Raw genomic sequence first — 13,045 nt, 5'->3', positions numbered from 1 at the left:
GGGATATTACTATTAGATAAATTGTGAGGATGTTGTTTAACCTGTTCCTGAACAGGCGGCTGCAGTCAGGTTTTATTAATGTTTATAGTTGCTGCTTGATAAACTTCACTAACCTGACCCTGATTCTGTAAATTTTGACCTCCAGAATTAGCTTGATTCATACTACTATTATCCTGAATTTTCAAGGATTGAATTTCTGTTGCTAAACCCTTGACTTTTTCGGCAAAATCTGCTTCATCATTCATGGCAACCTTTAAATAATCTGCTACTTTTTCTAGATCAGTTTTTGACCCTTTTTCAGCAGCTTGTAAAGCTTTTTCAGCATTAGGATTAGCTTTAAGTTTATTCCAGATGATTTGCCGCAAAGTATTAATTTTTTCTAGAGCAGCTTCGGTAAATTTTTCTACAGTAGTCTGAAATACCAAAGCAACAATTGTCGCCACTGTTATCGGTTCCATAGATAAAATCGGGGTGATGAGGGTTAACTTTATTATATTATTGGGTTTTGATTTTTTGCCACAATATAGGGATTTTAGAGATTGCTTCAGTGGTAAATTCCTGTACTGCTAAAGTAAACTTGTGGTTAAGGGAGCATTCATGATTTAGTCCTCATTTTAGCTTTCATAATTTTATTCTGCCCTATTTTTCTTAATCAATCACAGTCCATGACACAATCACAGCAATCACAGTCAAGACGGCATGGGAGAGGAAAGATCCGTGTTATCGTAAAAATGGGGATAGATGGGGGGGTTGGTCTTGCAAAATCGGCAAATAGGGATAAAATCAAAACAAGTTAATTTTTTCCCTACCATATCATGTTAACCCCATCGGATAGTAAATTATCTAAGCAGCAGCAGATTCTCTCGGCTGTTTCCGAAGAGGAACAGCTTAAACAGCAACGGATTCAGGAAGTGCTATTGTTAATAGATAGTTTATTCCAAAGAGAGGAAACGACTTTTAGAATTATCATCGACTGTCTTTACGATGTGGGTTCGTTAAATTTAATTAATAAAAAGTTTCATCGTCGTTACTTAAATTTTATTATGAAAGCGATCGCTCGTTTTTCTAAGCCTATATTCAGAATTTATGCTCTCTATTGGGTGAAGAAAAATAGCCCCAAATTAATTACTAATTGGTTGGCTAGTAAGGTTAAATTCTAGATCGATCCCCCCTTAATCCCCCCTTGATAAGGGGGGTGCCGATCCCCCCTTAATCCCCCCTTGATAAGGGGGGTGCCGATCCCCCTTAATCCCCCTTGATAAGGGGGGTGCCGATCCCCCCTTAATCCCCCCTTGATAAGGGGGGTGCCGATCCCCCCTTAATCCCCCCTTGATAAGGGGGGTGCCGATCCCCCCTTAATCCCCCCTTGATAAGGGGGGGAACTGACGAATTAACACCTAACCACTTATAAACCCCAGAGACAGTAATCAGGACCAAGAAAAACTGTTTTGGCAAACCCTAGCTAGGGACTTAAATTTGCACCTGTCTGAGATGACGACGGGGATCGGTGGTACGCTGAGATTTAATTTTCTCGTATAATTCCCGTTCGATCGCGGTTAATTCTTTGGGAGTATCGATGACAATTTTGACTAATTGATCGCCGCGTTGTCCTTTATTATCGATCCAACCTTTGCCGCGTAAGCGCAGGGATTGACCGGAACGAATACCGGCGGGAACTTTTACCGTCACCAGGCCATCGGGGGTAGGAACTTCAATCGCTGTGCCTAAAACTGCCTCATCGGGAGTAATCGGCACTTCACAGGTTAAATTATCGCCTTCAAAAGTAAAGAAAGGATGGGGTTCTAATTCCACATCGAGAAATAGATCTCCCCGTTGTTTACTCAAGGGATCGATTAGTCCTTTACCCCGTACCCGGAGACGATTACCGGTTTTGGTTCCTGGGGGGATTTTGATATCGATCATTTCTCCGGCTAAATTAACCCGTTTTTGTACTCCTCGTAAAGCTTCCCCAAAACTCAGACGCAGTTTAGCGGTGGAGACACCAGAAGTGACGGATTGCGGTGGAGTACGAGCGCCGGCAAAGTCGTTAAAATTGCTAAAATCGCCAAATCCTCTCCCCGGAGTCCCGTAGGAATGGGAACTGGGGCGAGTACCGCCGGAGCGCCCCATGCGACCGAGCAGTTCATTGATAAAATCATCAAAGGTGCTGTACTGGCTAAAGTCAAAACCGTCGGAACCAAAGTCAACCCCCCCATTACCACCTGGCCAATTCGATCGCTCGGCCTGTTGCCAATATTGTCCAAATTGATCGTATTTTTGGCGTTTTTCGCTATCGGAGAGGACTTCGTAAGCTTCGCTAATTTCTTTAAAACGTTCTTCGGCGCTTTTATTGTTAGGATTGCGATCGGGGTGATATTTGACAGCTAATTTGCGAAAAGCTTTTTTAATTTCTTCAGCGCTGGCAGTTTTACCTACTCCCAGAACGGCATAATAATCTTTATAATCTGCGGCAGGCATCGATACGCTATCTCCTTAGCAATGGGGATTCAGTCGGAATATTCCTAATCTAACTTAATTTTATCGCTGATCACTGAAAGGGAAATTGCCGACGACGACGATACCAAGTTCCCACACCTACTAACAGAGCAATGAGGGTAAAAGCCACCATTAGGGGCAATATATCGCCTTTTCCCAAAGATTTTAAACCCGCACCCATCATGACAAAGGGTAAAATTCCGGGGACAGTGCCTAATAAAGTACCGATGAAATAATCGCGAAAACGGATAGAAGTTAATCCCGCAACAAAGTTAACGATACCGTAGGGAATAATCGGTAATAGACGGATAGCAAACATATAAAATAGGCCGCCTTGCTGCATTTCTGCATCGATCGCTTGCCATTTTCCCTGAAATTTTTTGGCGGTATATTCCCGGCCAATAGTACGGGTAAAAGCAAAGGCAACTATAGCGGCCACCAAAGCGGCGATCGTTGTCCAAACTGTTCCCATAACTACCCCAAAGATCGCGCCACCACTGAGGTTTAAGGGGGTAGAAGGTAGGATTAAAATTGTCCCGATCGTATAGACAATAATATACAAAATGGGGGCCATAATTCCCATTTGTTTTAACCATATCTGTAATTGTTGGGAGTCGATACCACCGATTAGATAAACTCCCATCGCTGTGGCGATAATACAAATTATGGTTAGGATAATAACACTACTTTTAGTTTTAGACATTTAACGGTAATTTTGGGCTAAGTGCGGGTTATAAAACATAAGATGCAATAGGGGTTTATATTTCCCTATTGCCAAAAATTCAGTTAATCTCCTCGAGAACCACGATCGAAAAACCATTGACTTTGTAGTTATCGGCAATTACTGCTCCTTGCTCCACAGACCAACAATTATAATTGGTTTCTGCCCAAGCTGCCGTGTCAATAAGTCTTACCCAACGATAATTATTGCCTGGGGAGGGAAGACGAAAATCCACCGGCAGATGATACATATTAATTAACACCAAAAAATCGTGATCACCGACGGCACTACCATCAATTAAAAACCAAATAGAGCGAGCATGGGCAGTTAAATCGCTAACCCCATCGGGTTTTTTAAATAAATAGGTGACACTATTGCCCGCATTGAGAACCATATCGCCATAGCGGCGCTGTTTGAGTGCTATATGATTGTTTCTTAAGTGAGCAATATAAGCGGCAAAAATAAATAAAGGATTGCGTTCTTCTTGATTAGTTCCCCTGCCAAAATTATTGTGATAAGCTTCCCGATAACCGGTGGGCAGTAGATGGGGTGAACGGGTGGCAATCATATCATAATTATTCCAAGTGGCCAGACTATCAATATTGTAGGGATTATTATTACCATTTTGAGTGCGGCCAAATTCATCACCCCAGACAGTCATGGGAACACCGCGAGATAAAAATTGAATCGTCCAAAAGTTGCGTAATCTTTGGCGACGTAAGGCCTGATTACCGCCAGAATCCCAAGAATCGTTATTATTATTGCCGCCATCGGAAGGACCAAAAGGCCAGGGATTGAGGTTATTTTTATTGTTATAACTGACCAAATCCATCAGGGTAAAACCATCGTGGGCAACAATAAAACTGATCGATTTGTGTGGTCCGCCTTGGTCATGAAAATTGTGATAATCTCCGTTCACCTGTTCGATGAATTTAAAAGTATTACCATCTCCCTTGCAAAAACGCCGGATTGCATCGCGATAACGGCCATTCCACTCGCCCCAACCCGTTGGGAAATTACCTACTTCGTAACCCCAGATATCCCAAGCTTCGGCGATCATTTCGGCATCATATTTCTTGCCTAATTGCTCGATCTTTTCTAACAAAGGATGTTTAGGAAAGAATTGTTTTTGCTTGTGCCAATCTTCTCGTTCATGACTAGAAGGAGTTCGACCGAGGACGGGGGCCAGATCAAAACGAAAACCATCAACTCCCATGGTTTCTAACCAATAGATGAGGGAATCAAGAACCAGATTACAGGTGACAATATGGGAAAAGTTTAATTGATTTCCGCAGCCAGTGGCCCCATCGACTAGATAATGTTCGTCGGTGAGTTGATAGTATTCCACCACATCAAAACCACCAAAACTAACAAATCCGGTGACATCGTTGCTGCCCCAATTGCCCCCTTCTCCGGTGTGATTATAGACCACATCGAGATAAACTTCCATACCTTGGTCGTGGAAAGCTTTGACCATGGCCTTAAACTCTCTGGTGGGTCCCCCGGGGGAGCGATCATAAGCATAACGGCGATCGGGAGCGAAATAACCAAAGGTCATGTAACCCCAATAGTTACCGCCGGGGCGATCGTCGGGGTTATTATCGTTAGCGGTTTCTTGGACCGGTAAGAGTTCGATCGTGGTAAATCCCAGCGCTTTTAGGTATTTGGCCATATAGCCGGCCCCCGCATAAGTTCCTCTGTACTGGTCGGGAACGTTGGCCACTTCCTCAAAACCTGTAATTCCCTTGAGAATATCTTCCAAACGACTAGCGGAGGGGTGATGACTTAAACCGCGCACATGGGCCTCGTAAATGATCGCTTTTTCGGCCCCCAGACGGGGACGAATCCCGGTAGAAGTCCCATCCGGCGCGATCACAATGCCTTTGGGCGACCATTTACCCGTATCGTATTGCCGCCGGATCACTCCTTTGTAGTCCCCTTCTCCCGTGGCATAGATTCCCGCATTTTCTCCGGCTGCGATCATGGCCAGGGTTTCAAAGTCGTGGGAAAGTTCTCGCGCGTAGGGATCGAAGAGGACTTTATTGGGGTTAAAACGATGGCCAAAATCGTCCACATCTGCCCGAAAACCGGCGTTACTGTGGCCTCTTTGCCATTTTTGATCAAATTGCCAATTGGGACCCCAACAGCGAAAAGCGTAGTAACTGCCGTGGCCAATACCGGCGATTTTTGCCCGCCATATATCATCATTTGGGTTTTTTGTCAACCAGTAATCATACTTAGCGTTTTCTCCCGTCGGGCGCTCGTAGATTTCCAGAAGAATCTGACTGGCATTTTTAGAATAGACGGCAAAGGTGACACTATCGCCCCGATAATGCGCCCCGAGGGGATAAGTGACATCGGCCCAGAGATGGCTATCTAGGGTGGCATAATTACCAGATTGGGGATGATTTTGACCGATCTCACTCTCCGATTTCATAAGTTTAATAAATCTCAGATTATGACCGTCTAAAGTCTAGATTTAGTATACTCTTGAATGTAAATTTTTATGACGAGATTCAACGTTTCTGGGCTTAATCCATTGACTTAGTTACTCAAATGGTTGAGGATGGGGGGGGGGCTGACATAGGAATAACTTTTAGCTGCAGAACTTAAGCATCTCATAAAGTTGCTCCTCCCGACAATCCTCTATCTAATTATGAGAATCAGACAAGCTGGAATCCAAAAGGCAAACAAGTCAAGGTTTATACGCAATTTTCTGCCGGTGCAACCCCTGGCGATCAAGACTTTGCTAATTACTATGAAACGACAGAGCCAGGACTCAATACCAGGAAATAAACACCATGAAATTAGAAGACATCATTCAACAAAACCTTGTTAAACCCATTGATTCCTTAGCAGGAGACTCGGAACTTTGCCGAGAAGTTCAGACCCGTTTACAAGTTTTCGGATTACTTCCTGCTAATGGGGTTGATGGTATTTATGGATCCCAAACAAAACAAGCCTTTGAAGAATTCAAACAAAAAATCAAAGAAGGCGAATTGGATACCTTGGGATCATCTTCGGCGAAATTTTTACTAGAACTTAAAGAATTACCAGGGGGTAATAATTTGATCTCCAAAACTCAAGCCGAATTTATCTATGGTAATGTCATTAGCGATGGACAATTAGCAGACCTCAATTCTTGCTTAAATCGCTTTGACATTAACACTCACCCCCGAATGTGTCATTTCTTAAGCCAAACTGCCCATGAAAGTGGAGGCTTGAAATGGATGAAAGAACTGGGTAGCGGTGAGGAGTATAACGGACGGAAAGACCTAGGAAATATTTATCCAGGAGATGGTCCCAAATATAAGGGAGCGGGCGTTATTCAACTAACGGGACGCAGTAACTATCAAGCTTTTGCGAATTATATTCATGATCCGAAAGTGATGGATGGAGTTGACTATGTTAGTACCACCTATCCTTTTACCAGTGGCGGTTTTTGGTGGCATAACAATAACATGAATGCTCTTTGTGATCGCGGTGCAACGGTGGAAGAAATCACCCGACGAGTCAATGGTGGTCTTAACGGACTAGCTGATCGTCAAGCTTACTACGAAAAAGCGATCAAAGTTTTTCCTGTTTAGCAATGCTTGTCCTACATTTTCCGCCAATAGCTGTTCTGGTGCTAATTTTTACACCTCTAATGATAGGGTAAATTGGGGTCAACTTAATCAAGTTAAAAAGAGCGGTCATCCCTTTTTTGTGAAATTTGTTTTGTGACCAAACCATTAACAATTTTCTGGTGACTCAATTACCTGGATTTGTCTAAGATACGCCTAATCAATTCACAATCGGAGGGAGAAAATTTCAATGCCTACTTACGATCAACAACAAACGCTTTTCTGTCTTTCCATGTTCGCTAATATCAGTAATAGCGAGAAAGTTATTACAGATTTAGCCAATCCTACGGTGCAAGGAAAAATTGGTCAATGGACAATTCTTTGGGGTCCTGTTATTTATTATCATGATCCTAAAAATCAGAACTGGGATAATATTATGTATGTGGCAAAGGGAGAAAATGCCGAAACCAATAACCCTCAATAGGTAGTTGCGATCGCCGCTACGAATCCCCAATCAGTTTTTGATTGGTTACAGGAGGATGCTGCTACCCATAACATGGTTTCCTGGTCAACGCAATTCCCCGAACGCGGAAAAATTTCGGAAGGAACAAATACCGGAATTACTATTCTGCAAAACCTGAAAGATACCTCTAACCGTTCTCTGTTAGAATTTTTGACCCAGGAAATTCCCAGCCAATCTGATCAACCTATTGAAATCATTACCACCGGCCATAGTTTAGGCGGAGCATTATCTCCAGTAATGGCATTATGGCTGTACGAAAATCAAGCAACTTGGAACCCGACTGGTAAACAAATCACCGTCAATACCCAATTTTCTGCGGGAGCAACCCCAGGGGATCAAACCTTCTCTGATTACTACGGAAATACGCAGCCAGGTCTCAATCAAAGCAGCCGCCTCTGGAATAGTTTGGATATTGTTCCCCATGCTTGGAATATTCAGCAATTACAGCAGATTCCTACCCTGTATCAATCTTGTAATATTCCTAAATCTTCGAGAATTGCACTATTAGTTAATAGTCAAATTCAAAAAGTGAAAAACTGTAATTATCTGGCGTTAAATCCCAGCACTTTTGCCATGAAAGGTAAATGTGGCGTTTTTTCTCAACCGCAACCAAACCCCCTGAAGCAATTTCTTCAAGAAGCCTATTTTCAGCATATCCAAGCTTATTTCAATCTTCTGGAAATTGACTGGCCGCTGACGGAAAATGTGGCTGATTCTCTGACGCTAACAGAGCAAGATTTAGATGATATTGCCACTAAGTTAAGCTAATTATTTCTCTAAACAGTCGGCAGTGGGAATCGGCACGACTGTAAATATTGAGGTACAGAAAGGGCTAATATTTAAATTATTCACTTCTGACCTCTCAAGTAATTCTCTTTAACTGTAACTCAATTAACGACTTTAAAAAGTCAACAATACTCATCTTCATCAAGGAGAAAATTATTATGGGTGCTGGATTTCACATACAAATTGTCAACGCTACGCCATATAACATCAATCAAGTAAAATCCCATAGTTACCAGATGGAGTGGGATCCATCTTCTCAGATTAGTCCTAATTCCTTTACTCAATTTTATGCTGAGTTTAAAGAAACAGTAGGTCATGACAGTATAGATGATGCGGGTGATGCTAACTACACCCTTGAGGGGGTAAGTAACTTTAACTTTACAATTAGTGCTAAAAAGAGTGGAGTTCACGGACTATCAACGCCTGTCCCCTCAGAAGCAGGTTATGGGGTTTTAGTTGAATGGCAAAATATTCCCAATGGTCTTTTTGTTTATCCTACTCCAGATACTACTAATACATCTGCTGTAGGATGGATTCATGATGGAGTAGTAACGATCGCCCTTGGTTATTTCCCTAGTAATACCCAAAACCCAATTAGTTCCTATCCAACCCCTAATTATGGCAGTGGCGGATTAGCAGATGATCAAAGTGTGTTACGTCCTTCCGTATTACACTGGGCTAATAATTGGATGGAATTATTTGCCCCTTGTATTCAAAACCTTTGTCTCAATGAGTTAACCCTGCCAGGCACTCACGATGCTTCAACTTATTGCGCTGGTAGTATTAGTCAAACGTGGGTACAAACTCAATACCAAAACATCAATCAGCAACTTAGTCAAGGTATTCGTGCCCTTGATCTCAGATTAATGCTTAGTAGTGGCTCAGGGGATAATCAATTTGTTATGTGTCACGGGAGTTTTGCTCTCCCCCTGACTTTAGTAGATTTTCTCAATCAAGTAACGCAATTTTTAGCTGATAATCCCCAAGAATTTGTTATTCTTGACTTACATGATTTTGAGGGAAATTGGACAAGCCAAACCTATCAAGATTTATCTAATCTGATTATCAACACTATTGGACAAGATAAATTAATTCCGCCCTCTGGTATTTCTCAACCCTTAAAAGACCTTTGGCAAACTACTGGCCGAGTTGTAGTTGGTTCTCTCGAATTTCCTGATAGTATGTCTGATTGGTTAGCACAAAATACACCCTTTTGGAGCAGTTCTATTAAACAATATTGGTGTGGTACAAGTGTAACTGTTTGGTCAGACGTGCAGAGTTATTTACAACAACAAATTGACGCTATCAACCAACCTAATAATTTTCTCTGGTCATTAATGGCTCAGTATAATTATGAAGGTGCTTATGGAGTACCAGCTAATGTGCCTAAAGAACTCTCTAGCTTTTTTGCTGGTTTAAATGGGATCAAATCTAACATTATTGCCACTGATTGGTGGAATCGTGTCAATACTAGCACTGGACAACTAGAAACCACTGTCAATAATTTTTCTGCTCTCATTAATGGAGTCCCTTTAAACATTTTAAAAGGGTATCGACGGGCAAATAACTTACCCCTATGGTAACTGCCATTAGATAGGCGATCGCCACTAATTGAGCCTAGTTATCCTAAATCTCTGATACAGTCGGCAGTGGGAATCGGCACGACTCTAAATGGGGAGGGAAAGAAAGGGAAAATAATTAAATTATTTACTTCTGACCTCTCAAGTAATTCTCTTTAACTTCAACTCAAAAGGAGATAATCATGTCTTTTCCCTACACTCAATGTATTTCGGCAATCACTATTCCTGCTGGTGAATATAAGAACTATACTTTTGTCGTCGCTGCTTACCAAAGTGGGATCTCGGTTGGGCAATTTTCACCGAATCCAACCCCACCAAGTTATACTTTAGGGGGGGTGAGTAATCTTGATAATAATGGTGCCAGTACCACTGCTATTGAGTTTCTGCTTGATTACAGCAACACTGACTATTCACCACCTTACTATTTTGTTTACGGATCTGAAGACGAGAATATTTGGCTTAATAGCATTAATCCCGCTACTGGAGGCAGCCACTTCACAAGTAGTAATGTCACGACTCAGATCGCTTCGGAAAAACAACCCGATGCGCCAATTGCCGGACTTTTCTATTATTTCCCCGAAAGCCTTCTTTACGTGGCAGCGTCTAATGGCAACCTCTACTGGTATTCAGTCACTTGGTCTAACGGCGTGCCGAGCTTGTCTTATGTGGGTTCAAACACATCTTATAACGAAGATGGAGCGTCTGGAGCGTCCGTATCTCTGACCTTTTTCCCTGCGAACACGCTAACTAATTACGATTGTCTGTTACTCGGCGGTGTGAAAGAAGCTACGGGGGTTATCTTCAATGCTCAGAACCCATCTTCAACTCCTATCCTTTACGGTTATCACGGCGGATGTACTGCAACTGACGTTTGTAAAGGACCAAATGGCATTTACTGGGCAACCCCGGCTGGCGGTTTACACTATCAGCCCTATAGTGGTTTCAATGCCTCGTTAAGTCCTATTTGGACAGTACCCAGTGGACAGGTCATTTTATCTTTGGCCTACTCACCAAACGCCGGTAATGCAGATCCGGGAAATTATCCAGAGGGAGCAATCTTTATTGCCACGGCTCCGTCCAACCCCTCTAATTCCTCTATGGGCAGTATCTGGGTTGTTGATGTCAAGAGTAATACGGCGGGCAATGCCGCCCAACAGGATGCAACCATCTCAGGGTCTCCTTGGGCGATCATTGCCGATGCCAATCTGACTTATATGTGTGCAACTGGTTCATGTGGTGTTTTTCTGAGTACCTTGGCAGCTTATAATCCAGAATCAAATATTCCTGAGAATGGAATGTTAGTACCAAATCAGGTGACTAGCGGTGTTGGGCATACCTGGATCAGTGATCTTGTTTCCGCCGCCGCGTTGGTTTTTGGCGTGGTGACAGAGGATCCCGTCGCTGTCGGTTGGGCAGTTGCAGGTATTGATGCTGGGGCAATCGATTCCAAAACGGGTTATTAAGCGAATAGGACGCTATAGTACCAGTTGGTTGGTGTGAGGAAAAAAACCAAACTTTCCTCAATCAACCTAACAAGCTCTTTCATCAACAAAACTTAATTAAATATTCAAGGATGTTATCAATCTATGGTTCTATACCGATGCCAAGAAACTTATATTATCACCGTCAAAAATGAGGATGGATCTTTTTTATGGAATTTTAATAACTTTCCCTGCGATTTTGTCGGAGACAGACGGGGTGAAGCCGATATGGGAGCTATTCCTTTTGAGTTTAAACCCTACAATATACCTCTAGTGGTTGCCAATGCTAGATTATTTTCTGTCTTTGGTTTTGATGATCCCTCTTGGTTGGGAAGTCCCTTAGATATTCGTCTCTGCTTTGCCGCTGATAATGGGATGCAGTCGATTACTTTAATCCCCAATAAAACGGCGGGTTTTGATGTAATTGAAGACAGCGAACGTTGTAACATCCTTCGTCATGTCTATGATAGTCGTTCCTATTTTGAAATTTTGTTAGGTAGTACACAAGAAAACGCGGATACGGATACCATTTGGCTACATACTATGAATGTCTATCAAGACTAACCATTAAAGCGGATTCGCTAACTATCAACTTGAATTGGCTTATTCATCGAAAATTTGTGTCTGAAACCCCGTCGTTCTACGACGGCTTTACTGTTAAATATGAGCATCGTTTACGAAATATATGCTAAAATATGAGACATGGAAAAAGCCTATTCGTTTCGATTTTACCCAACACCCGAACAAGAGTCGCTATTGCGGCGCACTTTGGGCTGTGTAAGATTAGTTTACAACAAAGCTCTCCACGAACGAACACAAGCTTGGTACGAAAAGCAAGAAAGAGTAGGCTACGCTCAAACTTCTTCAATGTTGACCGATTGGAAAAAGCAAGAAGAATTAGACTTTTTAAACGAAGTTAGCTGTGTACCTTTACAACAAGGGTTAAGACATTTACAAACAGCTTTTACTAATTTCTTTGCTGGTCGTACTAAGTATCCTAACTTTAAGAAAAAACATCAGGGAGGAAGTGCCGAATTTACCAAATCAGCCTTTAAATTTAAAGACAAACAAATCTATTTAGCTAAATGCACAGAACCTTTACCTATTCGATGGTCAAGACAAATCCCAGAAAGCTGTGAACCAAGCACAGTAACAGTCAGATTACATCCTTCTGGACGTTGGCATATTTCAATTAGATTTGATGACCCAACAATTAAGCCATTACCAGTAACAGATAAAGCCATCGGAATTGACTTAGGAATTAGTAGCCTCGTGATTACCAGCGATGGCGATAAAGTGTCTAATCCCAAGCATTTTAAGAAACATTATCAGAGGTTGCGAAGAGCAGCGAAAAATCTTTCTAGAAAACAGAAGGGGTCAAAAAATCGGGAAAAAGCAAGAATCAAAGTAGCCAGAATTCACGCTCAAATCAACGATAGCAGAAAAGACCATTTACATAAGCTAACCACTCAATTAGTTCGTGAAAACAAAACGATTGTGGTTGAGAATTTAGCCGTCAAGAATATGGTCAAAAACCCGAAATTATCTCAGGCAATATCTGACGTTAGTTGGGGAGAAATCACTAGACAATTAGCCTACAAATGCCGTTGGTATGGGAGAAACTACATCGAAATAGATAGATGGTTTCCTAGCTCTAAGCGGTGTAGTAATTGCGGCTATATTGCTGAGAAAATGCCGTTAAATGTTCGAGAGTGGGATTGTCCAGACTGTGGGACTCACCATGACCGAGATGTTAACGCTAGTAAAAATATTTTGGCCGCAGGGCTTGCGGTGTCAGTCTGTAGAGCGACCATAAGACCAGAACAGAGTAAATCTGTTAAGGCAGGTGCGAAAAATCCTTCGGGAAAGAAGCAGAAACCTAAATCGTGAGGTTT

The 13,045-nt window shown here is 42.2% G+C and carries 12 protein-coding genes; 8 read left to right on the top strand and 4 right to left on the bottom strand.

Annotation, left to right across the window (positions count from 1 at the left end):
• Nucleotides 1-65 precede the first annotated feature (65 nt).
• Nucleotides 66-458 carry a hypothetical protein gene (locus tag VL20_RS18535; protein WP_052277389.1) on the bottom strand — a complete coding sequence of 131 codons (393 nt, stop codon included), beginning with the start codon at nucleotides 456-458 and terminating at the stop codon, nucleotides 66-68.
• Between the two features lie 357 nt (nucleotides 459-815).
• Between VL20_RS18535 and VL20_RS18530 the strand changes: the two genes are divergently transcribed.
• Complete coding sequence (locus tag VL20_RS18530; RefSeq protein ID WP_002781516.1) at nucleotides 816-1,160, top strand: hypothetical protein; 345 nt, start codon at nucleotides 816-818, stop codon at nucleotides 1,158-1,160.
• Between the two features lie 310 nt (nucleotides 1,161-1,470).
• Here the strand turns inward: VL20_RS18530 and VL20_RS18525 are convergent, their stop codons facing one another.
• From VL20_RS18525 to VL20_RS18515, 3 genes are all read right to left on the bottom strand, one after another.
• Nucleotides 1,471-2,478 (bottom strand): DnaJ C-terminal domain-containing protein, encoded by a 1,008-nt coding sequence (locus tag VL20_RS18525; protein ID WP_052277388.1) that lies wholly within the window; start codon nucleotides 2,476-2,478, stop codon nucleotides 1,471-1,473.
• 70 nt (nucleotides 2,479-2,548) lie between these two features.
• A complete protein-coding gene (locus tag VL20_RS18520) occupies nucleotides 2,549-3,199 on the bottom strand; it encodes a TVP38/TMEM64 family protein (RefSeq protein ID WP_002747821.1) in 651 nt (216 codons plus the stop codon).
• Between the two features lie 79 nt (nucleotides 3,200-3,278).
• A complete protein-coding gene (locus VL20_RS18515) occupies nucleotides 3,279-5,654 on the bottom strand; it encodes a glycogen debranching protein (protein ID WP_052277387.1) in 2,376 nt (791 codons plus the stop codon).
• Nucleotides 5,655-6,018: 364 nt separating this feature from the next.
• On the opposite strand from VL20_RS18515, the gene VL20_RS18510 reads away from it, so the two are divergent.
• The 7 genes from VL20_RS18510 to VL20_RS18480 all read left to right on the top strand — a co-directional run bounded on the left by VL20_RS18510 (nucleotide 6,019) and on the right by VL20_RS18480 (nucleotide 13,040).
• Entirely contained in the window at nucleotides 6,019-6,804 is a 786-nt protein-coding gene (locus tag VL20_RS18510) for a chitinase (RefSeq protein ID WP_052277386.1), read from the top strand.
• A gap of 226 nt (nucleotides 6,805-7,030) precedes the next feature.
• Nucleotides 7,031-7,264 carry a lipase gene (locus VL20_RS29405; protein WP_125730241.1) on the top strand — a complete coding sequence of 78 codons (234 nt, stop codon included), beginning with the start codon at nucleotides 7,031-7,033 and terminating at the stop codon, nucleotides 7,262-7,264.
• Nucleotides 7,265-7,273: 9 nt separating this feature from the next.
• Nucleotides 7,274-8,071 (top strand): lipase family protein, encoded by a 798-nt coding sequence (locus tag VL20_RS18500; RefSeq protein ID WP_305140328.1) that lies wholly within the window; start codon nucleotides 7,274-7,276, stop codon nucleotides 8,069-8,071.
• A 176-nt stretch (nucleotides 8,072-8,247) separates the two neighbouring features.
• A complete protein-coding gene (locus VL20_RS18495) occupies nucleotides 8,248-9,672 on the top strand; it encodes a phosphatidylinositol-specific phospholipase C domain-containing protein (RefSeq protein WP_052277385.1) in 1,425 nt (474 codons plus the stop codon).
• A gap of 179 nt (nucleotides 9,673-9,851) precedes the next feature.
• Entirely contained in the window at nucleotides 9,852-11,132 is a 1,281-nt protein-coding gene (locus VL20_RS18490) for a hypothetical protein (RefSeq protein WP_052277384.1), read from the top strand.
• A gap of 123 nt (nucleotides 11,133-11,255) precedes the next feature.
• Nucleotides 11,256-11,714 carry a hypothetical protein gene (locus VL20_RS18485; RefSeq protein WP_052277383.1) on the top strand — a complete coding sequence of 153 codons (459 nt, stop codon included), beginning with the start codon at nucleotides 11,256-11,258 and terminating at the stop codon, nucleotides 11,712-11,714.
• Nucleotides 11,715-11,852: 138 nt separating this feature from the next.
• Nucleotides 11,853-13,040 carry an RNA-guided endonuclease InsQ/TnpB family protein gene (locus VL20_RS18480; RefSeq protein ID WP_052277382.1) on the top strand — a complete coding sequence of 396 codons (1,188 nt, stop codon included), beginning with the start codon at nucleotides 11,853-11,855 and terminating at the stop codon, nucleotides 13,038-13,040.
• The last annotated feature ends 5 nt before the right edge of the window (nucleotides 13,041-13,045 follow it).

Origin of the sequence: Microcystis panniformis FACHB-1757 (assembly GCF_001264245.1) — a bacterium.
GTDB lineage: Bacteria > Cyanobacteriota > Cyanobacteriia > Cyanobacteriales > Microcystaceae > Microcystis > Microcystis panniformis.
The sequence above is the reverse complement of the archived record's forward strand: the minus strand, read 5'-3'. Positions and strand labels throughout refer to the sequence as shown.

Coding starts and splice junctions, on each gene's coding strand:
- VL20_RS18535 (WP_052277389.1), bottom strand. CDS start 458: ATGGAACCGATAACAGTGGCGACAATTGTTGCTTTGGTATTTCAGACT.
- VL20_RS18530 (WP_002781516.1), top strand. CDS start 816: ATGTTAACCCCATCGGATAGTAAATTATCTAAGCAGCAGCAGATTCTC.
- VL20_RS18525 (WP_052277388.1), bottom strand. CDS start 2,478: ATGCCTGCCGCAGATTATAAAGATTATTATGCCGTTCTGGGAGTAGGT.
- VL20_RS18520 (WP_002747821.1), bottom strand. CDS start 3,199: ATGTCTAAAACTAAAAGTAGTGTTATTATCCTAACCATAATTTGTATT.
- VL20_RS18515 (WP_052277387.1), bottom strand. CDS start 5,654: ATGAAATCGGAGAGTGAGATCGGTCAAAATCATCCCCAATCTGGTAAT.
- VL20_RS18510 (WP_052277386.1), top strand. CDS start 6,019: ATGAAATTAGAAGACATCATTCAACAAAACCTTGTTAAACCCATTGAT.
- VL20_RS29405 (WP_125730241.1), top strand. CDS start 7,031: ATGCCTACTTACGATCAACAACAAACGCTTTTCTGTCTTTCCATGTTC.
- VL20_RS18495 (WP_052277385.1), top strand. CDS start 8,248: ATGGGTGCTGGATTTCACATACAAATTGTCAACGCTACGCCATATAAC.
- VL20_RS18490 (WP_052277384.1), top strand. CDS start 9,852: ATGTCTTTTCCCTACACTCAATGTATTTCGGCAATCACTATTCCTGCT.
- VL20_RS18485 (WP_052277383.1), top strand. CDS start 11,256: ATGGTTCTATACCGATGCCAAGAAACTTATATTATCACCGTCAAAAAT.
- VL20_RS18480 (WP_052277382.1), top strand. CDS start 11,853: ATGGAAAAAGCCTATTCGTTTCGATTTTACCCAACACCCGAACAAGAG.